The sequence below is a fragment of the Pantoea leporis genome (assembly GCF_028048155.1).
Classification (GTDB): domain Bacteria; phylum Pseudomonadota; class Gammaproteobacteria; order Enterobacterales; family Enterobacteriaceae; genus Pantoea; species Pantoea leporis.
The window spans coordinates 177,464-198,212 of sequence record NZ_JALMEU010000002.1 but is presented as its reverse complement, the minus strand read 5'-3'; the positions used below and the strand labels follow the sequence as shown (position 1 = coordinate 198,212).

Sequence of the window (20,749 nt, the reverse complement as noted above, 5' to 3'; positions counted from 1 at the left end):
GACAATGCGCAATAAATTGCGCCGCTACGATATGTGCGGCGCTTAATTATTCACTGGCTATTTCAACGCTGCACCATGGCTACGAATCACGTCCTGATACCAGAAGAAACTCTTCTTACGTGAACGCGCCAGCGTGCCGTTGCCCGCATCATCGCGATCCACGTAGATAAAGCCGTAACGCTTGGAGAACTCGGCCTTTGACGCGCTGACCAAATCAATCGGTCCCCAGCAGGTATACCCCAACACCTCGACGCCATCTTCAATCGCTTCACGCACCTGCACCAGATGATCGTTGAGATACTGGATACGGTAATCGTCGTTAATTTGCCCGTCCGCTTCCACCACATCTTTGGCACCAAGCCCGTTTTCCACGATGAACAGTGGCTTTTGATAGCGGTCATAGAGGATGTTAAGCAGAATGCGCAGCCCTTCAGGATCGATCTGCCAACCCCAATCGGAACTCGGCAGATGTGGGTTCGGCACCATCGAGAGAATGTTGCCACGCGCTTTCTGGTTCTCCTCTTCGTTAGTGGTGACGCAGCCGGTCATGTAGTAGCTGAAGGAGATGTAATCGACGGTGTTTTGCAGGTCGCGCTTATCGGCCTCGGTGATCTCGATGCTGATGTTACGATCGGCGAAGAAGCGCTTCATATAGGCCGGATACGCGCCGCGCACCTGTATATCGCCAAAGAACAGCCATTCGCGGTTCTGTTGCAAGGTTTCCAGCACGTCCGCCGGACGGCAGCTCAGCGGATAGAGCAGCGCGCCCAGCAGCATGTTACCGATTTTGCCGTCCTTAACGATTTCATGGCAGGCTTTCACCGCGCGCCCGCTCGCCACCAGCTGATGATGAATCGCCTGATAGATTGCCTGCTGATCGCTCTCTTCCGCCAGACCTACGCCGGTGAACGGCGCGTGCAGCGACATGTTGATCTCATTAAAGGTCAGCCACAGCTTCACTTTGTGCTGGAAGCGGGTGAACACCGCGCGTGCATAGCGTTCGAAGCAATCAATGGTGATGCGATTACCCCAGCCGCCATACTTTTTGATCAAGCCATACGGCATTTCGTAATGTGACAGTGTCACCAGCGGCGTGATGTTGTATTTAGCCATCTCATCGAACAGGCGACCGTAATAGGCTAATCCCGCTTCATTAGGTTCCACTTCATCGCCCTGCGGGAAGATGCGCGTCCAGGCAATCGAGGTACGCAGCACGGTAAAGCCCATTTCGGCGAACAGTTTGATGTCCTCCGGGAAGCGGTTATAGAAATCGATGGCGGTATCCTTGATGCCAAAATCATTATCGCTGCGCTCGACGCGTGCACCAAATATGCCCTTGGGTTGCAGGTCGGAGGTCGATAAACCTTTGCCGCCTTCCTGATACGCGCCTTCAACCTGGTTTGCGGCAACGGCGCCGCCCCATAAAAATCCGTCCGGGAAACGTTTAGTCATCTGCTTGCTCCTCTATTATTTCAGCACGGCCAACAACGGAGCGCCTTCGCTCACGGCCGTGCGGCTCAGGGTTAACACATCCACAAAGTCATCGCTATTACTCACCAGCACCGGCGTAGTGAGGTCAAAGCCTGCGGCTTTAATCGCATCGAGATTGAACTCCAGCAGCAAATCGCCCACCTTGACCGGCTGATCGTTCGCTACTTTGGGTGAGAAATAGTGTCCATCGAGCTTCACGGTATCGAGGCCGACGTGGATCAACACTTCTGCGCCCTGCGCCGATGTCAGGCCAATCGCATGGCCGGTGCGGAACATTGACGACACCACGCCATTGATCGGCGATACCACGCGGCCCCGCTGCGGGATAATCGCCGCGCCTTTACCGAGCAATCCGCTGGCAAAAGTTTCATCTTTAACCTGATCGAGCGGAATCACATCGCCCGCCATCGGACTGACCACACTTTCGCGGCGCGTCAGGCTGGTGGGCGGAGCAACCTCTGCCGGCGGCGCAACCGCTTCGGTTGCGGGCTCGGTCAGACCGAACAGATAGGTACTGACGCAAGCGAAGATCAGCGCCACCGCCGCACCGACAAATGCCGCCAGCACGCTGGCATCAATGCCGCTGTTTGGCACCACCTGAATAAAGGTGAAGACACTCGGGAAACCAAAGGAGTAAATGGTGGTGTGCCAGAAGCCAAGGATCGCCGCGCCCAAGGCGCCACCGATGCAGCCGAAGATAAACGGACGACGGTGCGGTAGCGTCACGCCATATACCGCCGGCTCGGTGATGCCGAAGATGCTGGCGGTAAAAGCCGACCCCGCCATCGCTTTCAGTTTCGCTTCGCGGGTGCGCAGGAAGATGCCGAGCGTGGCGCCCGCCTGGCCCAGCACCGCAGGCATCAGCAAGGGCAGCAGCGTGTCGTGACCAAAGTTGGCGAGGTTGTTCAGCATGATCGGCACTAAGCCCCAATGCAGACCGAAAATCACGCACACTTGCCAAATCGCGCCCATCACCGCACCCGCAATCATGGGGCTCAGGCTGTAAATCCACAAATAACCTTCGGCCAACATGCGGCTCAGCCAGGTCGCCGCCGGACCAATCGCCAGAAACGTCAGCGGCACGGTGATCAGCAGGCAGCACAACGGCGTAGTGAAGTTACGCACCGCGCTGGGAGAACGCGGATGCACCCAGCGTTCAATCAGGCTGGAAACCCAGGCCGCGAAAATAATCGGAATCACCGACGAGCTGTAGTTCAGCACTTCGAGCGGGATGCCGATGAAGGTCAGCGCATTGCCCTGCTGCTGCTGTTGCAGCACTTCGAGAATCATTGGATGCACCAGCGCAGCGGCAATCGCCATGCTGACAAACGGATTACCGCCAAATTTTTTACCGGCGCTGTAGCCGAGCAATATCGGCAAGAAGTAGAACAAACCGTCGCTGGCAACAAACAGCACTTTGTAGCTGCCGCTGTCGGCACTCATCACGCCGAGCACCAACGCCAACGCCAGCAACCCTTTGATGATGCCGGTGGCGATCATCACGCCGATAAAGGGGGTGAAGATGCCGGAAACCAGATCGATAAAGCGTGCAAATAAGCCTTGCGGTGCAGCGTTATCTGCGGCCTCGCTCTGATTATCCAGCCCGTGACGTGACGTGAGTTCGCGATACACTTCCGCCACCTGATTGCCAATCACCACCTGATATTGGCCACCGCTCTCCACCACCATAATCACGCCAGGATTGTCTTTTAACGCCGCAGTTTGCGCTTTTTGACTGTTTTTTAATTTGAAGCGTAAGCGCGTGGCGCAGTGCATCACGCTGATGATGTTCTCTTTGCCGCCAACACCGGCAAAGATGTCATCCGCCAGTTCCTGATATTGCATCACTCTTTCTCCTGAACAATGCCCTAAACTCATGCCCTGAATTTCGCGCAAAAAAAAACCTGAGACGCGCCCTCTTCAACTGAAAAAGGGCGCGTCTCAGGTTTTGCCTGCCGAACAGTAACAATCCTTAACGGGCGCTATCATGCTAACAGCGCGGAAAAAGTGGCAAGCAGTTTTAGCGAACGATGCGGAAAACTGTGAAGCTGCTCACCGATCAGATCCGTTTCAGTGCCGCTAAAGCCAGCACGCTGAGCAGCGCACCGATCACCATCAGCAGCAGATAACTCATCCACTGCAGCAGCCAAATCCCCAACACACCGCCGGCCAAAAACGCCAGCACGGTGTAAAAATGGAGCTTAAGCCGCTCAATGTAGAGCGGCGCATCTTTGGGGGATTCTTTGCGGCGCAGCACATCAAACAGCATCGCCAGCTCAATGCCGATATCGGTCGCGGTGCCAGAAACGTGCGTGGTGCGCACGCGGGCGTTGGAGATGCGCGTCACAACGGCGTTTTGCAATCCCATCAAAAAACTCAGGCTGAGCACCAGCAGCACGCCAGAGCCGCTAAAGCGAAACCAGCTTTCAATCACGCCGAGCAGCAGCAAAGCGATGCCTTCAATCAGGATGTTGATGGCGTAGATGCCGCGAATCTGGCGCCGTCTGCCGGAGTTGATTATCAGCGTTGAGACAGAAGATCCGGCGATAAACAGCAGCACGATGAGCAGAAAAAACAGGCCGACGTGCAGATTAGCTTTGGCCAGATGGTCGGAAAGTGAGGAGACATTGCCGGTCATGTTCGCCGAGAAGAAGCCGACCGTTTCAAACGCTGCGGTGTTAAGTGCGCCCGCAACGGCGGCCAGCGTGCAGGCCAGGCGAATGTCGGTATTGAAGGTGCGCGTGTTCTCGGCGGTGATTAGCATGGGAAATCCTGGCCCGGTGAAAGATGCGTATCTTCCTCCCGTGACCAGGAATTCTCAAGCGCCGCTACGCGGTTTGCTGATCCTGCTCCTGCTCGCTGAACCGCTCGCGCATCTCATTTTCGATCTGCTCGAGCGATTTGCCTTTGGTCTCCGGCAGCATAGTGATTACGAAGATCAGCGAGCCGACGTTGATAGCTGCAAAGATAAAGAACGCGCCATTGCCGGTGGCGGAGAGCAGCGGCGGGAAGGCAAACGCCACCGCCGCGTTACAGATCCACTGGAACGAAACGGCAGCGCCGGTCAGCACGCCACGCACTTTCATCGGGAACAGCTCCGACATCAGCAACCAGTAAACCGGCGAAATACACATCTGCATAAAGAACAGGAACACCAGGATCGCTGCCAGCGCGAAGATGCTTTGCGTCATGTCCTGTGGCATCAACAGCAGCACGCAGCCCAGTGCCAGCTGCATGGCGATCACTACCGACAAACCGGTCATCAGCATGGTACGACGACCAAAACGTCCCACTGCTTTGATGCCCACCATGGTCGCCAGCACCGAAACAATCCCGTTACCGATGGTCGCCGCAATCGAGGCGTTGGTGCCCATGCCGGTGGTTTTCAGAATCACGGGTGTGTAGTACATAAAGGCATTCACGCCGGTGAACTGGATAACAATGCCGAGCCCCGCGCCCACCAGTAACAAGCGAAGAATCCATTTCTCTTGCAGCAGTTCACGCGCTGAGGGCCCCTGACGCGCCGCTTTAGCGTGCTGGCGCATCTCCGTCATCTCCTTTTTTACTTCGCGCGGCGTTTCACGCAGTTTGTGCAGGATACGGCTCGCTTCTTTGATGCGCCCTTCTGCCACCATCCAGTGTGGCGACGCTGGCACAAAGAAGGTGCCGATAAACAGCAACGCGCCAGGAATCATCGCCATCGCCAGCATATAACGCCACAGATGCGGATCGTTGAGCGTGAAACTCATTACCGCGCTGACCACATAAGCCAGCAGCTGACCGGAAACAATCATCAGCTCGTTGCGGCTCACCAGCGGCGCACGCCGTTTTGGCCCGGCAATTTCGGCAATAAACACCGGTACGGTTGAGGAACCGCCACCCACCGCAATCCCCAGCAGAAAACGCATCGCCACCATTACGTGCAGGTTTGGCGCTAACGCGGTACCAATCGCGCCCAGCACAAAAATTAGCGCCAGAGAACGCAGCGTAATGCGTCGGCCAAAGCGATCGGAGAAATAACCACTGAGGAAAGCACCCAGCGCGGCACCGAAGATCAGGGATGAAGTGACTAAACCTTCGGTGAACGGTGTGAGATCAAGACCGCCCTGATTAGGCGGCAAGGTCATAAACGGCAAGGCACCCGAGATAATCCCGGTGTCATAACCAAAAGCCAGAGCACCCATTGTCGCTACGAGTACCACAAAGAAGATGCGCTGTTTAACGGTGAGATTACTTAGCGCTGAATCGTCGTCACTGTTTTGCTGCGATGTGTCCATTCCTGTTCCCTGCATATTGAACGCGCCTTATAGCGCAAAGGTTGAAACCCAAAAGGCAGAAGTATAGTCAGGAATTGTAAAATGTGACGAAGGTCACTATTAATTCGACAAATTTCATCGCGCTTAATGATCATTTTCAATGATCGGCGTTTACGGCCTGGCTTTAACGCAACGGCGAACTAAAATTGCAGCGTGACTAGCTAGTCCTCAAATCTAACGGAACATTGATAAGGGGTCTTCCTATGAACAAACAGAGCTACAGAGGCGGCGCAGGGAATTTTGCTAACGATCCAGAACGTGCGAAAGAAGCTGGCAAGGCGGGAGGCAAAGCCAGTGGAGGCAACTTCAGAAACGATCCTGAACGCGCCGTTGAAGCGGGACGGAAAGGAGGCAAAATAAGTCGTCGTCCTCCAACGAAGTCTGAGTAAGGCGCCTTAGGATTTTGTCCGCCATGGATTGGCTTCACCCCCTTTTTGCATATCCCAGCCTAAAACGGTAACCTATATACATATCACATACGATTCATATATAGGTTGCACCATGGGCATCGTAAAAATCTCTGACTTAATGCATGAGAATCTGCGCATCGCCAGCACGGCGATGAGCCGTTCCATCAACGCGCAGGCGGAACACTGGATGAAGATCGGCATGCTGGCCGAGATTTATCCGTCACTCAATCATCAGGAATTGACGCGCTTGCTGATGCGCGTTGAACGCGACAGCGGCGCGGATTTAGCGCAACTGCTCGACCATCCTTTATTCACCTCGCAGGGAATCGCGTAATGAGCATCAAACTGCACACCGCTGAAGAGATCGAACTGGCGCGTGCCGCCGGACACGCCGCCGCTAAAGTGCTGGAGATCATCACTCCGTACGTTAAACCGGGCGTCACCACCAATGAACTGGACGCGATTTGTCATGATTACGTGGTAAACGAGCTAAAAGTGGTGCCAGCAAATATTGGCTATCACGGTTACAGCAAAACGACCTGTACGTCAGTGAATCACGTGGTGTGCCACGGCATTCCGGGCGAGAAAAAGCTCAAGGATGGCGACATCGTCAACATAGACGTCGGCATCATTAAAGATGGCTGGTACGGCGACACCAGCCGCATGTATTACGTTGGCCAGCCGTCGGTGCGCGCCAAACGTTTGGTGGATATCACCTACGAATCGATGGTGGCAGGTATCAAAGTGGTAAAACCGGGCGCGACCTTAGGCGATATCGGGGCGGCCATTCAGCAGGTAGCGGAAAAAGCCGGTTTCTCGGTGGTGCGCGAATATTGCGGTCACGGCGTCGGCGAGGTGTATCACGGCGATCCGCAGATTCTGCATTACGGCACGCCAGGCACGGGATTGGCGTTACAGGCGGGCATGATTTTCACTATCGAACCGATGATCAACGCGGGTAAAGCCGGCACCAGTGTACTGTCCGATGGCTGGACGGTGGTCACCAAAGACCGCTCGCTGTCAGCGCAGTGGGAACACACCATCGCCGTGACCGAAACCGGCTTTGATTTGTTGACGCCGTGGCCAGAAGGTACTGGCGAATATCCGGCAATTTAAAAAAAGATCCAGAACGCATATGCCGTTCTGGATCACCCTCGCATTAAGCGGTTTGACGCAGCGTAAACACGCTTACGCTATTCACCATATTCGCTGCCTGCTCGCTCAGCATCGCCGACGCCGCCAGCGATTGTTCCACCAGCGACGCATTCTGCTGCGTAGTGATATCAATCTGGCTAATCGCGGTGTTGATTTGGCTGATGCCGTCTGCCTGCTCGCTGCTAGCCTGATTGATCTGCACCAGCAACTCTTTCATCTCAGCCACGTTCGACATCATGCCGTTCATCAATTTATTGGCATCCGTCACCATATCGCGCCCATCGGCAATACGCGTGGACGACTCCTCAATCAAATTACGGATCTCATGCGATGAGGTGGCGGTTTTCTGCGCCAGCGCGCGGACTTCCTGCGCCACCACGGCAAAACCGCGACCATGTTCACCCGCGCGTGCGGCTTCTACCGCAGCATTGAGCGCCAGAATATTGGTCTGGAAAGCAATGGAATCGATCAGGTTGATGATCTCCGCCATGCGGCTGGCAGAATCATTGATTTCGGCCATTTTGCTGGCGACGTTGTCCATCATGCTGGCATTACGTCCTACCGTGGTTTCCGCCTTAGCGGAGAGATCGGCGGCAACGTGGGTATTATTACGCGTGTTGCTAATGGTGGCACTGAACTCCTCCACCGAGGCCGCCGTTTGCTCTACCGAGCTGGCCTGCTCTTCCGTACGCGCCGCGAGATCGTTGGTGCCCGACATGATTTCGCTGGCGCCGCCGGAAATCTGTTCTGCGCTAATGCGAATATGGCTGACAATATCCGACATCTTTTCCTGCATCTGCTGGATGGCGTTAATTAACTGCCCCATTTCATCCTTTCGCTGTTCATGAAAATCAGAACTGAGATCGCCATCCGCCACTCGACCAAGAAAGGTGATCACTTTTTTCAATGGCACTGTAATCGAGCGAATAATAATCCAGCCAATAAATGCTGAAAGTAAAATAGCCACTACAAAAATAATCAGCATGGAAATTTTAGTTTTGCCGTATGACGCCATAAAATTATTATAGGAGCCATCCATTTGCTGCTCTTGCAGGGTAATGAACCCCTCAACTTCATCGATATAATTTCTTTGCGCTAAGGCAAGCGTAGAAAAATAGAAATTCACTGCTTTTGTCACATCACTATTCACTAAATCGAAGAATACATTTCGCTCTTTAAGGAACTCTGCTCGCCTCACTTCCACGCGCTTGAGAAATGCGATTGATTCATCATCGGTAGCCAGCTTATTTAACTGCTTATAGGTTTCGGTAATTTTCTTTGAGGCATCCTGAAGATTGCTCTGAATCGTTGTCCGGCGTTGCGCATCAATCGGGCTCAGCAGCAGCGCCTGCTGCTGCACCGTTACGTTGATCTCATCAATTAATCGGTTGCCCAATGCAATAGTGGGATAATCGTCTTTCATCATGCCGTTAACGCCGGTTTCAGCTAAGAACAGCGAATTTAATCCGAGTAACGCCACTAAAAGTAGCATCGCGATATTGAGCATAGAGGATATTGTAAGTTTGGTTCGCAACTTTACATTACGTGAAAATCTTTGAACTACGTCCATTTAGAAACCTCAATGATTTTGATTGAAAAGTAGTGAAGACAATAATGTTGTTTTAAAAAAACAGAAGAGGCTACGGGCGTTAATCGGCAGCATCTCTGCTGTTATCGTCAGCAATTTCATTAACATTAGAGACGATGATTGATAGGGTCACATTTCAAATATCAGACGCGGAGTGTTATTTTGCTGAAATCGATTTCATTAATCAGTTCCATTTACTGATAGGGAATAACATAAAATTCTAAGCCTGGTTTTTTTACTTAATTTAGAATAAAGGTTCTCGCCAGGCTAACAAATAGCAAAGAATGATCCTGATTTTATTATTTGCAGCAATTTGACTAAGGGAAAACAGTTAGTTTCTCTGTAGCGTTTAACCTGCAAGCCAAATTGAGCGGTCAGCAGAGCAAGGCTGCCGACCACTTATAGTTATCCGTCAGACTGCGGCTACCGCGCTATGCAAAATGGCCTCGTTCGCCACGTCCGGCAGCTGATGAAGAAGCCAATCTGCCATCTGGATTTCATGTTGCAGGATCAGCTGGAAAGTCTTAATACCTTTGCTGTCCGCCGCCTGTTGCGCTGCGGCCAGTAATGCGGTGTAGGTTGCCACTTTATAGTTACAGAACACGTAGCTGCTCACCGCAATGCGCACGCCCTCTTCATTGCGCAACATATCACTCGCGGCTTGCCCAACGATCGACAATCGTCCTAACGCGTCTTTCAGCGCTGACCAGTTACTGTCGTAGCGTTTCAAAATGTCTTTCACCCACCGCTGCTGTTCAGCGGTTTGTTGTGCATATTGCTTCATACGTGCCTGCAACAGCGGGAACTCCTCCAGCCGCAGCGTAGCTGCCTGCAGCAAAGGCTCTGCATGTTTTTCCATCGCATGCGCATCGCGCAACCAATCCAGATATACAAATTCCTTGGTCATCAATTTGCTCCGGTAGTGAGAAGAACATCGACAGTTAGCTGCCTGATGGGTATGACATCAGCTCATTTAGGCTAATTGAGCAAAATAAGCGAAGCGTTAATTTAGGCTAAACAAGAAGATTAATTAAACGTAGCAAGCAAGCGTCAAGCTGCAAGTAATGTGCGCAAGAATTGCGATTGAGGTTATAAGTAAATGTGCTTACCGCTTCGCTTATTATCTGGCTAGAGAAGCTTTCTTTTTAATGTTAAAAATCTTAAGCAAGTAACTAATGGTAGTTACATTTAGAGAGAAGTGAAAATTTAACTGGAAGTAACATAAGCAAGCCTCTTAGAATTAAGACTTACGAGAAACCCAGGCTTGAAACTGGAAAAAATGGCACTACATTTATTTTGCATCATGTTGGTATTTATAAAAGAGGAGAACCAATGACGGACGCTAAGAAGCTACCCGATGAGGAAGAAAAAAAGCCGCAACGTCGTGGTGGTGCAGGCAACTTCGCAGAGAACAAGGAACGCGCGGCTGAAGCCGGGCGCAAAGGCGGTCAGGCTAGCAGCGGTAACTTCAAAAACGACCCGGAGCGCGCCATTGAAGCAGGAAGAAAAGGAGGGAAAATCAGCCGACGCAAATAACATTCTTCCCAAAAGAATAAACATCTAACATCGTTTTACTTCTGCACAACACTCTCCTGATACTGTATTTACGCTTCGCTTAAATACAGATTTATCCATGTCAGGAGGGTTATTTCCAGCTAAAAATCCGTATAATCGATTATTTCTTGATCAACTTCAATTTATTTACCGCTTCGCTTATCCAGGCTTTACCCTTCGCTTATTAACCACAAAATTACATTTGCAAGCTAATAATAAATGCCTGACTCAAAATTATATATGTACATGTTACTTAAACTGGTACAACTTTTAGAGAAGAATTCTGACAGATGACTCAGAATAATCGGAGGTGGATTAGCGTAGTTGTCGCTCGCTGGTAATTAAATTAACCGCCATTTGCACTGAGGGAGTGACAACAACAATGACCTGCATTACGTATGCTCGCCCTTCATGGCAACCAGGTTTGCATCAATGCCCGCTAAGATGTCAGCACTTGGTAGATTGCTCGTCAGATCTCAGAAATTTCACATTTAGTCTTATCAATTATGATTTTGTTGTCGAAGCATCCAGGATTGCAGCACATTCACCTGCTTAAAAAGGATATTTTAATGAAAACTCTCTTTACCTCAGCCAGCGCCATCCTGATTGCGACCAGCCTGTCAGCGGGAGCAGCACAACCGGCAGCACCAAAAAATCCGCTCAGCGTACATGTTTTGAACCTGCAAACAGGCTCGCCGACAGCGGGTATTGAGGTTGAACTCGATCAGAAACAGAACAATAACTGGGTGAAATTAGCCAGCGGCAAAACCGACAGCAACGGCAGGATTAGCGCGCTGTTCCCGGAAGATAAAACCGCCAGCGCAGGCAGCTATCGCGTGGTGTTTAAAACCGGTGACTATTACAAAATGAACAACCAGAAAACCTTCTTCCCGGAAATTCCGGTCGAGTTCAATATGGAAAGCACCGGCGAGCACTACCATATTCCGCTGCTGTTGAGCCCGTTTGGTTATTCGAGTTATCGCGGGAATTAAATTTAAAAGGGTCGCCATCAATGGCGACCCACGGAATCTATTGTGTTACCCCTCTTTCACTAAATGACTTGCGCCAGTTGGTCGGGGTAGTGTTGAGCCGCTGTCTGAAGTGATGACGTAAGGTTTCTGGCGATCCAAATCCCGCCTGTTCAGCAACCTGATCAATGCTCAGCTTGCCGCTCTCCAGCAGTGCGCAAGCTTTTTCCAGCCGCATGCTCAACATCCATTCTCCCGGCGTGGTGCCGGTAGCGTCATGGAAACGGCGTAAAAAGGTGCGGCGGCTCATGCCAGCTTGCCTGGCGAGTTGGTCAATCACCAGCGGCGTATTGAGGTGATTACGCAAATCATCAAGTAAGGGCGAGAGATTTTTTGCCGCACGCTGCGGCACCGGCTGCTGAACCAACTGCGCCTGATTGCCTTCGCGCAGCGGCGGTGTCACCATGCGGCGCGCGGTGCGGTTTGCCACTTCAATACCATAATCACGGCGGATCAGATGCAGGCACAAATCCACGCCCGCTGCGCCACCCGCTGACGTAATGATGCTGCCCTCATCAACATAAATCATACCGTGCTCAACCTGCACCTGCGGGAAGCGTTGCGCCAGAATCTCGGTGCTGTTCCAGTGTGCGGTCGCGCGCTTACCATTTAGCAATCCGGCAGCGCCCAACACGAAACTGCCTGCACAGATCGAAACAATACGCGTGCCGTTGCGATGGGCTTTTTGTAACGCGGCGATAAGTTGATCCGATGCCGGTTCATGTACGCTGCGCCAGCCGGGAATCACGATAGTGCCCGCCTCTTCCAGCAGCTCAAGTCCGCCGTCGACCACCAGCCGCACGCCACCTTGCGCGCCGAATACGCCCTCTTCCACCGACGCCACGCTCAAACCGTATAAAGGCTGGCCGAACACTTCGTCGGCACGCCCGAAAGCCTCAACGGCGATGCCGAACTCAAAGGTACACAGACATTCATACGCCAGCAAAACCAGTCGGCGGTTGAACGGTGCAGGCGAATGGCCATGAAGCGGAGCAATCATTTGCATTAAAGGTCACCGGAGAAATTGGCACGATCTTGACGATATATGGCATGCAGGCAGATTTCCACTCGCACGCCAATCTTTCATGCTGGCACGCTCTTAACGTATCGCAGGGATTGAGTATGAAGAACATGTTGGCGCTGATGGCGGTTTGTCTGGCCGCATTGATGTCGGGACTGGAGATATCCAGCGTACCGGTGATTTTACCGGTGCTGGAAAGGGAGATGCACGCCAGCTTCCGCGAATTACAGTGGATCATGAACGCCTATACGCTGGCCTGCACCGCAGTGCTAATGGCAACCGGCACGCTGGCCGACACTTTTGGACGCAAGCGCATCTTCATCATCAGCATTATCGCCTTCGGCGTGACATCGGTGATGTGCGGACTGGCGGGCAATGCGCTGTGGCTGATTGTCGGACGTTTGCTGCAAGGATTAAGCGGTGGCGCGATGTTAACCTGCCTGATTGCGATTCTGTCGTTCCAGTTTCCGCAGGGCAAAGCGCGTAGCCGTGCGTTCGCCGCGTGGGGCATTACCTTTGGCTTTGGGCTGGGATTCGGACCCATCATCGGCGGCATGCTAGTTGCCTGGTTTAGCTGGCAATGGGTGTTTCTGGTACACGGATTTATCGCGTTGCTGACGCTGATCCTCGCGCTGAAAAATGTGGTCGAATCGCGCGATGCTGAAGCCCAAAAGCTCGATCTCAGCGGCCTGATTACCTTATCGCTCAGCGTGGTCGGCGCCACCTATCTCATTACGCAGGGCAGCAGCCTCGGCTGGAACAGCGTCGCGGCACAACTGATTTTGCTGGTTACACTACTGAGCGCGCTGCTGTTTGTATGGAATGAGAAGCGCCATCCACATCCGATGTTTGATTTCTCCGTGTTCCGTATCCGCGCCTTTTCCGGGGCATTGATGGGCTCGATTGGCATGAACTTCAGCTTCTGGCCGCTGATGATTTATCTGCCGGTCTATTATCAAAGCGGCCTTGGCTACAGCAGCATGGCAACCGGTTTGGCGCTGCTGGCTTACACTTTACCGACCTTGCTGATGCCGCCGCTGGGCGAGAAACTGGTGGTGCGCTTTGGCGCGGCGCGCATGATTCCGCTGGGATTATGCACCATCGGTGCGGGCTTGATGTTGATGAAGTTCGCCGTGGCGCAGCAGATGAGTTTACTGCCGGGCGCGCTGCTCGCTGGAATGGCGCTCGGATTGACCAACACGCCAGTGACCAACACCACAACCGGATCGGTGCCGGGTAATCGCGTTGGCATGGCGTCGGGGATTGATATCAGCGCGCGCCTGATTACGCTTGCCATCAATATCGCGCTGATGGGCAGTTTGCTGGTGGCGGGCATTGCGGCGAGTTTGCAACGCATTATGCCGGGACAAAGTGATGTGCATACGCTGGCCGAGCGCATCGCCGGCGGCGGCGAGGTTTCATTGAACCACGATATTGCCGCGCAGGTGCTCACCGACGGTTTTTCCGACGTGCTGTTGTATGGCGCGGCGGGCGTTTGGGGATTGGCGCTGGCAAGTTTTCTGCTGTTTAACGTTCGTCGCAAGGCGCAGCAACAATGCACGCCTTAGTTACGGATGCACCCTTTTACTGCTGACTAGCGCGCCGTCGTCGGTGTAATTCAGCAACGCTCTTTGATTATCTTCCCGCGCCAGCAGGTACCAATCCAGTTGGGTAATTCGGATTAGCAACACGCCAAAATTATCCTCGGCGTTGCCGGGATGGGTGGATGTGGTTTCGATCTCGCTTCCCGGCGTAGCACCAGCATAGGTTTGCTGCGTCCGGCGCGATAATCGTTGCCACGCCGCTTCAGCTACTGCGCTGTGTGCGGCGTGCAGCTCGACCGTTCCCTGCAACCGCAGCTGCGTTTTTGCGCTGTATCCCAGAACCGTAACGTCTGGATTAACCGCCAGCGCCTGCCATTTCGGGCTGCGCATATCGGTGTGCAACTCCAGCGTGCGTTCGACGCGGTCAACCGCGCGCAGCACCAGCGTCCTTGCCTGCGGCTTGCCCTGTTGATCAACCGACGCGAGCGTTAAGAAGTGAAAACCGGCATCGGGATCGCTTGCGCCGGTTTCCAGTTGTTGCCAGCAATCGCTATCAATCTCGCGTAATGACATCTGTTGTTCCTGTTGGCTGGATAAAAGGTTACTTGTGACGTTCCACCAGCGCCAGAATCAGCGCCTGAAGTTCGGCTAATCCTTGCTGCTGGCTGATGTCACCGCACACCACCGCATTGGAAATCGCATCGGCGGCGCCTAACATTCCCCACATGCTGGCTTGCGGCAACGTTGCCTCCGCAAACCAGCTGCGAAATTTTTCAATGAAATCGAGCTGATATTTGCGTTTCACTTCCGCCAGTTCCGGCGTGCTATCAAGCGCCGACAGCACATCGGGAATTTCACGTCCCTGCGTTAACACGCAATCGACGTAACTCGACGCCACCACGTTTGCTCGCTCGGCAAGGCTGGCACCGGCAGCATGCATCGCCGCCTCGATAATCGCGTTCTGGCGCAGATCAAAATCTTCATACAGCGCCGCGAGCAGACCGTGGCGCGTACCAAAATGATCGTAGACCACCGGTTTACTGACGCCCGCTTCTTCCGCCACGCGTCCTAACGTCAGCGCATCGCTGCCCTGCTCGCGCACCAGATTCCACGCCACGCCAATTAGTTGCTGACGACGTGCCTGATGTGACATGCGCTGGCGAGTGGGTTGATTCATGCCATTTCCTTCACGTCAAAAAGTCGCTGTCCGAGTTGGTTTGCCAGCGTGTAATGCGCGTCGGGATAATGTTCATCGGTTGGCAGCAGCAATTCGCTGGTCACCACCGGCGCGCCGCAATAGCCAAAAATCCCCTCATCGATCTGCGTGCGCATGCTGCTGAAATAGCCCCGACGCACATAGGTGCGCTGGCTCGCCGCGCCCAGCGCCAGCAAATGCACCTGCAAATGGCCGAGCTTTTTCACCACAGTTTGGCCATCATCATCGTACGCCCAACCTTGAGTGAAAACGCGATCGATCCAGCCTTTCAGCTGCGCCGGAAACGACCACCAATAGATGGGATAAACCAGAATCAATGCATCGGCGCGATCCAGACGTTGCTGTTCCGCCAACACATCTGTCGGCGATGGCGCACCACTTTTGAACTGATCGAAATCGGCCTGATTGAAGCGCGGATCGAACTGCTCCGCCGCCAGATCGGCAATTTCATAGCTGTGGCCACCAGCAGCAATTCCTTGTGCCACCTGCGAGACGATGTGGTGCGTGTGTGAATGTTGGTCCGGGTGAGCAGTTACGATCAGAGCATGCATAGCGACAACCTCCGTTATGAGTAAGCTACTAGTAGTAACTTACCATTGGTAGGTTGTCAATTTTACTGCGTTCGTAACAGGTAAAAAAGCCCGCCGTCAACTAAACCGGCGGGCTTGTGAGGGTAACCGTTTTATCAAAACACCCAGCGTACGCCCGCGTTGTAATTCCAGCCTTGCACGCCGTTGCCGTCGATCTCTTTGCGGTAATTGGCTTCGGCATACAGCGAGACATTGTTGGTGAAAGCCGCATTGCCGCCGATGCCGGCATCCCACATCTGGCCGAACTTGCCGCTGTTGAAGTTATCGCTAACCTCGCTGTTACTGGCACCAACATCCACTTTCGCCGTGCCGCCCCAACCGCGATAGTAGTTAGTGCGCAGATACGGCGTATATTGCCCGCTGCCGCTATCGTTCCAGGTCCGTGCCAGACGTGCGCCGACGCGGCCAATGGTTTGGTCATAATCGTCGTAAGAGACTTGGGTTTGATCGTCGTCGGTGAAGTCATCCAACTTCAAATGCAGATGCAGCAGTTGCGCTTGCGGCTCAAGACGAATGCCGTTCGCCAACTGGAACGGATAACCACTCTCCAGCGATGCGGTCCAGCCTTTGCCTTTCAACTTCGCCACCTCTTTTTGTCGGGCGATATCGGTGTCGCCACGATGCCAATCGAGTGAAAGCGCGCCATCCAGATAGAAGCCACTTGCGCGCTGCCAGGTGCCGTAAATCGTCAGGCTGTCGCTGTCGAAATCTGTTGAGCTGTAACCATCAGCTGCATTCGGTCGGATGCGCGCATTGCCGCGCGTGTAAGCCAGGCCGCCGCGTAGACTATCTTGCTCGCCGTCCAACCGCAGTAGGTTGCCGCCAAACTGCACCGCGCTGTAATCGAGGTCAAAGTCGTAACCGTAATGCGCCGTATCAAGGTTAGTTTTGTACTTCTGGTTGGAGCCGGAATAACGGATGAACATTTCCGCTGATCCGTCTGGATTCTGCCGCAATTCGCCCAGGCGTTGATGTAAATCACCAATGGTTGCCAGGGTGTAATACGCCAATCCGACCGGCGCCGAAATGTACGAAGGAAGCTGTGGAATGACCGCCGGGCGCAGCGCGCCGCTGCCTGCTGTCTGCGGCTGACAAAGGGAACCATCTTTACAAACGTAGTTATTGGCCAGACGATAATCCCAGGTTGTATTGCCATTCTCGGGGGCAAAGCTATAAAGCCCGTATTGCCACGCCCCTGCAGCGACATAACCCCGTTGCAGCGCGAAGCTATTGGCGCTGGCGCTACCAGCAACCTGCACCAGAGAAACGCCTTCATTGGCGGAGATCACGCCATCTCGATTGCTATCCGCCAGCGTGGCAGCACTCAGCACATCATTGATAAAGGTAGTGCCGGTCACGTTGCCGTTAACGCGTAAAGTGTCGCTTTGCGCGCCCTGCGTCCGCAACGCCAGCTTGCCGCCCGCCGACGCCAAATCACCGTTGATGGTCAACGTGTTGCCCGCCGCGCCGCTGCCGTTGGTGAGATTCAACGTACCGGCGTTATTCACCACCAACGAATCGTCAGTCTCGCCCGACAAAACCGGATTGACCTGATCGCCGACAAACAGCGTTGAGCCGCTATCCACGTTGATGGTGCTGTGTGCCAGTTTGAGATTATCGGTAAGGGTAAATTGCGTGTTGTAGAAGTTGATGGTGCTCCAGCCCGCGCCGAGGTTGACGCCGCGCGCCAGATCATCGTTGTTGAACGAACCCCCGCGCGCGTTAATCTCGCTAAAGTTCAGCGTGCTACCGCTGCCGCCTGCGGTAGTGATGTGACGCGTGTTTGCCAGACTGACGTTGGCGATCGAAGCCACATTGTTAACACCGGTTCCCATCGTCACGCTGCCGTCAATGGTTCCGCCGGTGAGTTCGACCACGTCGGTGCCGTTGCCGGTGTTCACATCGCCCACCACGTTGCCATCGACCAAAGCAATTAGGTCACTGGTGGCGCCACCAGCAACCACAACGGTTTCCGGGTAAGGCGCGGTGACGTTGCCTTCATTGATAAATACCGAGTTGCCGCCACGCAGATCGATAATTGGCGAAACTAGGCTGAGCGAAACGATGGTGCCGCGGTTGATCACCTCGCTGGCGGTGCTGGTGACAATCGCCGAGCCGCCATCGGAACTGTTAACGATGATGTTACCGTTGGCGATCACCCGCCCGGTGGTGTTGGCGCGCACGCCGGTTGCCGGGCCATAGACAAAGAAGCTGTAACCTTGTGGGATGATCAAATCGTTGCTGGTGGTATTACCATCTTCTTTGCTAAACACATAACCCGTCGCGCCTGCACCACTCACCGTACCCAGCATATAACCGTTGGGATCGAATGAGGTCGCGGAGCGAATTAACGTGCCGCCATCGGTGTTCATCCCGACATCTTGCAGCGAAATATTGCTGGTTTCCGCGCGGTTGTTGAGCACGCTGCCGCCGCCAGAATTGTAGAGTCCGATGTTGCTGGCGGTTAACGATGCTGCGCCTTTACCCAGTAAGATGGTGTCTGCGCCCGCATTGGCGTTGATGGTGCTGTAGTAAAAATTCGGCCCGGCGGTATCACCATTAATCGTTAGGCCGCCGTTATTGCCAACGCGCACCGCAGCAATGCCGCCCGCACTCAATCCGCTGTGATCGGTCCAATAAACGGTATTGCCTTCGGCGGTATCCAGCGCGATACCCAAGGCTATGTTGGTGCTGGATCCATCAAAGATATTTCCGCCGCCGCGAATACGCACACCGATGCTGTTTGGCCCGGTAAGATTGATGGTGCCACGCGGCGTGGACTGATAGATCACACCATCGCTGATATCAAAGGCAGTGGCATTGGTTCCGTTGCCGGTAATCGGCGCCACGTTGGCGAAGAATCCACCTTGCCCGGTGCCCGCAATGGTATTGTTGCCGTTCAGCTCAATCGGGTTGGTGATGGTCACGTCTGCACCCTCCGAGCTCTGAACCGCAATCGCCCCTTCGCCGTTAACGTGATAGCTGTCGGTGCCGTACAAGGTGGTGCCGTAAAGTCGTGAACCGGCACCTGAAGCGACAATGCCGCGTGTGTTGGCACCGCTCAACGTCACGTCGGCAGCCACCACCGGATTAAAGATCACGCCATCACTCAGGCGATACAGCGCCGAACCTGGCGTGGAGACATCATAACTGCCGCCGTGGCTATCGATGTGCGCATAGTTGGTGGCTTGATAACCGGTTTGATTCGGCGCGTAAAAATGCAGTGAACTGGCATCGCTGATGGTTAATCTGGCGTCATCGCGCACATCAACACCAACCGTATTTTCGCCGTACAAATTGATTCTGCCGTTCTGGGCAAAATTGGCCTGGCTGCCCGAAACGGCAACGCCCGTCGAGCCCTTGCCCTTCACATTGAGGGTGCCGTTATTCGCACCGCTGGCATCCTCGAGACGGATGCCGGTGCTGTTAATCGCGGTATTGATCACGCCATTATTGGTGAAGCGGCTGCCACCGTTGGCATACACGCCGGTGCCGCCCGCACCAACGGTCGAGGCATCGACGCCGCTGCCATTGGCATTATTGAAAAAGCCGCTGTTTATGACGCCGTTGTTAATGCCGGTGCTACCGTTTAACAGTTCCAGTGCGTTGCTGCCAACGCTGGCCAGTTTGCCGTCAATCACCGCCGTCGCGCCGTTGCTGGCGCGCATCGCCGCGCTGCTGGCATTTACCACTTCCAGTATGCCGCTGCTGCCAATGGTTGCCCTGGCATTGGGGCCATCAGCGCTTAACACAATGCGTTCGCCAATCGGCTGCGACACTTCGTCGTAGTATTCATCGGCATCGATCACATAGGCGATAACATCGCTGCGCAAGGAGAGCGCTTTATTAAACTCGCTGCTGTAGCTATCGGCGGCCAGATTGCCGTTTTGCAATTGCTCAATCAGCCAATTGTTGTAGCTCTGCAAGCTGCTGACGTTGGAAACGTTGAATGAAGTGGTGGCGTTATCCAGCGTGGTGACGCTAAACGCGCCGCGCCAGGAGACCACATTGTCGAACCATTTCCCCAGTTGATAGGTATAGGGCGTGTAGGAACCGAAAAAGGAGATGCGATTAGCGGAGTTCCAGTTCATGGTGCCGCTGCCGCTGGCAGTAAACAACTCGCTCTGTTTCGCCGCCATCGACCAGCCGTTGGTGCTGGCGGTGGTCGCAGCGCCCTTCTGCCCGATATCAACATTGATAGTGCCATTGCTGACCTGCGCAACGCGCGCGTTGATATATTGCCCATTATTAACGTTATAAAAATTCGGCAAGGTATTAGTTTCGATGGCGTTAATCGCGGCAGAATTATATACCTGTACGCTATTACTGCCGCTGCCATTGGCGTCCGGCACGTTAATCACATAATTCTGCGCGCCCAGATCAACGCGACCTGAATCTTGCCAGGAATACGAAATAATTCTGCCGCTGCTGAGCAACTGTCCGATGGATATGGTGCCACCGCCGTCCTGACCGGGCGCAAACAGCTGATTGCCACTTAAAGTTTGAGTCGAGCCATTGCAAATACAAAACACGCCGGCGCGGTTGTCATTTAATTCCGGCGTAAAAGGCTGAAGCGTCGCCGCCCAAACTGGCGAGGCTGTATTAAACACACCGTAAGCGGCAATAAGGCTAATAAACAGCGGATGCAATCGAAACATCATCGTTCACTCCAGAGAAGCGTGCAACGCTGTCGCGATGCGTAAAGACATCGCCAGCAATGGGTTTGGCTAATATTAATTTGTGTAATTGAACGTAAAGAAATTCTGCGACGCGGCAATAACATCACTTTACGCGAGACAGTTCCAGCGCGACTTAAGCCAAATAGCGATGATGAGA

Annotated in this window: 17 protein-coding genes; 6 read left to right on the top strand and 11 right to left on the bottom strand. The window is 53.7% G+C overall.

Features of this window, described 5'->3' with window-relative positions:
• Positions 1-57: 57 nt before the first annotated feature.
• The 4 genes from MWH02_RS08105 to MWH02_RS08090 all read right to left on the bottom strand — a co-directional run bounded on the left by MWH02_RS08105 (position 58) and on the right by MWH02_RS08090 (position 5,768).
• Positions 58-1,452: a glycoside hydrolase family 1 protein gene (locus tag MWH02_RS08105; RefSeq protein ID WP_271460291.1), complete on the bottom strand. Its 1,395-nt coding sequence runs from the start codon at positions 1,450-1,452 to the stop codon at positions 58-60.
• A 15-nt stretch (positions 1,453-1,467) separates the two neighbouring features.
• A complete protein-coding gene (gene bglF / locus MWH02_RS08100; protein ID WP_271460290.1) occupies positions 1,468-3,336 on the bottom strand; it encodes a PTS beta-glucoside transporter subunit IIABC in 1,869 nt (622 codons plus the stop codon).
• A gap of 214 nt (positions 3,337-3,550) precedes the next feature.
• Positions 3,551-4,255, bottom strand: a complete 705-nt coding sequence (locus MWH02_RS08095) for a YoaK family protein (RefSeq protein WP_192412774.1) — start codon at positions 4,253-4,255, stop codon at positions 3,551-3,553.
• A gap of 64 nt (positions 4,256-4,319) precedes the next feature.
• Positions 4,320-5,768 (bottom strand): sugar porter family MFS transporter, encoded by a 1,449-nt coding sequence (locus MWH02_RS08090; protein ID WP_101761306.1) that lies wholly within the window; start codon positions 5,766-5,768, stop codon positions 4,320-4,322.
• A gap of 242 nt (positions 5,769-6,010) precedes the next feature.
• Here MWH02_RS08090 and MWH02_RS08085 point away from each other — a divergent pair, with 242 nt between their 5' ends.
• The 3 genes from MWH02_RS08085 to map all read left to right on the top strand — a co-directional run bounded on the left by MWH02_RS08085 (position 6,011) and on the right by map (position 7,333).
• Complete coding sequence (locus tag MWH02_RS08085) at positions 6,011-6,196, top strand: con-10 family general stress protein (RefSeq protein ID WP_101761305.1); 186 nt, start codon at positions 6,011-6,013, stop codon at positions 6,194-6,196.
• A gap of 112 nt (positions 6,197-6,308) precedes the next feature.
• A complete protein-coding gene (locus MWH02_RS08080) occupies positions 6,309-6,551 on the top strand; it encodes a ParD-like family protein (RefSeq protein ID WP_008106304.1) in 243 nt (80 codons plus the stop codon).
• Positions 6,551-7,333, top strand: coding sequence for a type I methionyl aminopeptidase (map, locus tag MWH02_RS08075; protein ID WP_271460289.1), 783 nt, complete (start codon positions 6,551-6,553; stop codon positions 7,331-7,333). The genes MWH02_RS08080 and map overlap by 1 nt, the downstream gene beginning before the upstream one ends.
• Positions 7,334-7,376: 43 nt before the next feature.
• On the opposite strand, the gene MWH02_RS08070 is transcribed toward map, so the two are convergent.
• Entirely contained in the window at positions 7,377-8,942 is a 1,566-nt protein-coding gene (locus tag MWH02_RS08070) for a methyl-accepting chemotaxis protein (protein ID WP_271460288.1), read from the bottom strand.
• Positions 8,943-9,372: 430 nt separating this feature from the next.
• The gene (locus MWH02_RS08065) at positions 9,373-9,867 is read right to left on the bottom strand and encodes a DUF892 family protein (protein ID WP_271460287.1); all 495 of its coding nucleotides are present in this window, start codon (positions 9,865-9,867) and stop codon (positions 9,373-9,375) included.
• 425 nt (positions 9,868-10,292) lie between these two features.
• On the opposite strand from MWH02_RS08065, the gene MWH02_RS08060 reads away from it, so the two are divergent.
• Together MWH02_RS08060 and uraH are read left to right on the top strand one after the other, a co-directional pair.
• Positions 10,293-10,496 (top strand): con-10 family general stress protein, encoded by a 204-nt coding sequence (locus tag MWH02_RS08060; protein ID WP_064740224.1) that lies wholly within the window; start codon positions 10,293-10,295, stop codon positions 10,494-10,496.
• Positions 10,497-11,083: 587 nt separating this feature from the next.
• Positions 11,084-11,506, top strand: coding sequence for a hydroxyisourate hydrolase (uraH, locus tag MWH02_RS08055; RefSeq protein ID WP_271460286.1), 423 nt, complete (start codon positions 11,084-11,086; stop codon positions 11,504-11,506).
• A 37-nt stretch (positions 11,507-11,543) separates the two neighbouring features.
• Here the strand turns inward: uraH and ftrA are convergent, their stop codons facing one another.
• Positions 11,544-12,548, bottom strand: a complete 1,005-nt coding sequence (gene ftrA / locus MWH02_RS08050) for a transcriptional regulator FtrA (protein WP_271460285.1) — start codon at positions 12,546-12,548, stop codon at positions 11,544-11,546.
• Between the two features lie 116 nt (positions 12,549-12,664).
• Here ftrA and MWH02_RS08045 point away from each other — a divergent pair, with 116 nt between their 5' ends.
• Complete coding sequence (locus MWH02_RS08045; RefSeq protein WP_271460284.1) at positions 12,665-14,131, top strand: MFS transporter; 1,467 nt, start codon at positions 12,665-12,667, stop codon at positions 14,129-14,131.
• On the opposite strand, the gene MWH02_RS08040 is transcribed toward MWH02_RS08045, so the two are convergent.
• The 4 genes from MWH02_RS08040 to MWH02_RS08025 all read right to left on the bottom strand — a co-directional run bounded on the left by MWH02_RS08040 (position 14,132) and on the right by MWH02_RS08025 (position 20,574).
• A complete protein-coding gene (locus tag MWH02_RS08040) occupies positions 14,132-14,680 on the bottom strand; it encodes a pyridoxamine 5'-phosphate oxidase family protein (protein WP_271460283.1) in 549 nt (182 codons plus the stop codon). It abuts the gene before it with no gap.
• Positions 14,681-14,708: 28 nt separating this feature from the next.
• Positions 14,709-15,284, bottom strand: coding sequence for a TetR/AcrR family transcriptional regulator (locus MWH02_RS08035; protein ID WP_271460282.1), 576 nt, complete (start codon positions 15,282-15,284; stop codon positions 14,709-14,711).
• Positions 15,281-15,874 (bottom strand): NAD(P)H-dependent oxidoreductase, encoded by a 594-nt coding sequence (locus MWH02_RS08030; RefSeq protein WP_217547949.1) that lies wholly within the window; start codon positions 15,872-15,874, stop codon positions 15,281-15,283. Before MWH02_RS08030 ends, MWH02_RS08035 begins: the two co-directional genes overlap by 4 nt.
• A 134-nt stretch (positions 15,875-16,008) precedes the next feature.
• Positions 16,009-20,574, bottom strand: coding sequence for an autotransporter outer membrane beta-barrel domain-containing protein (locus MWH02_RS08025; RefSeq protein ID WP_271460281.1), 4,566 nt, complete (start codon positions 20,572-20,574; stop codon positions 16,009-16,011).
• Between the last annotated feature and the right edge of the window lie 175 nt (positions 20,575-20,749).

Coding starts and splice junctions, on each gene's coding strand:
- MWH02_RS08045 (WP_271460284.1), top strand. CDS start 12,665: ATGAAGAACATGTTGGCGCTGATGGCGGTTTGTCTGGCCGCATTGATG.
- MWH02_RS08040 (WP_271460283.1), bottom strand. CDS start 14,680: ATGTCATTACGCGAGATTGATAGCGATTGCTGGCAACAACTGGAAACC.
- MWH02_RS08025 (WP_271460281.1), bottom strand. CDS start 20,574: ATGATGTTTCGATTGCATCCGCTGTTTATTAGCCTTATTGCCGCTTAC.
- MWH02_RS08035 (WP_271460282.1), bottom strand. CDS start 15,284: ATGAATCAACCCACTCGCCAGCGCATGTCACATCAGGCACGTCGTCAG.
- MWH02_RS08105 (WP_271460291.1), bottom strand. CDS start 1,452: ATGACTAAACGTTTCCCGGACGGATTTTTATGGGGCGGCGCCGTTGCC.
- MWH02_RS08085 (WP_101761305.1), top strand. CDS start 6,011: ATGAACAAACAGAGCTACAGAGGCGGCGCAGGGAATTTTGCTAACGAT.
- map (WP_271460289.1), top strand. CDS start 6,551: ATGAGCATCAAACTGCACACCGCTGAAGAGATCGAACTGGCGCGTGCC.
- MWH02_RS08030 (WP_217547949.1), bottom strand. CDS start 15,874: ATGCATGCTCTGATCGTAACTGCTCACCCGGACCAACATTCACACACG.
- MWH02_RS08095 (WP_192412774.1), bottom strand. CDS start 4,255: ATGCTAATCACCGCCGAGAACACGCGCACCTTCAATACCGACATTCGC.
- uraH (WP_271460286.1), top strand. CDS start 11,084: ATGAAAACTCTCTTTACCTCAGCCAGCGCCATCCTGATTGCGACCAGC.
- ftrA (WP_271460285.1), bottom strand. CDS start 12,548: ATGCAAATGATTGCTCCGCTTCATGGCCATTCGCCTGCACCGTTCAAC.
- MWH02_RS08065 (WP_271460287.1), bottom strand. CDS start 9,867: ATGACCAAGGAATTTGTATATCTGGATTGGTTGCGCGATGCGCATGCG.
- MWH02_RS08080 (WP_008106304.1), top strand. CDS start 6,309: ATGGGCATCGTAAAAATCTCTGACTTAATGCATGAGAATCTGCGCATC.
- MWH02_RS08090 (WP_101761306.1), bottom strand. CDS start 5,768: ATGGACACATCGCAGCAAAACAGTGACGACGATTCAGCGCTAAGTAAT.
- MWH02_RS08070 (WP_271460288.1), bottom strand. CDS start 8,942: ATGGACGTAGTTCAAAGATTTTCACGTAATGTAAAGTTGCGAACCAAA.
- MWH02_RS08060 (WP_064740224.1), top strand. CDS start 10,293: ATGACGGACGCTAAGAAGCTACCCGATGAGGAAGAAAAAAAGCCGCAA.
- bglF (WP_271460290.1), bottom strand. CDS start 3,336: ATGCAATATCAGGAACTGGCGGATGACATCTTTGCCGGTGTTGGCGGC.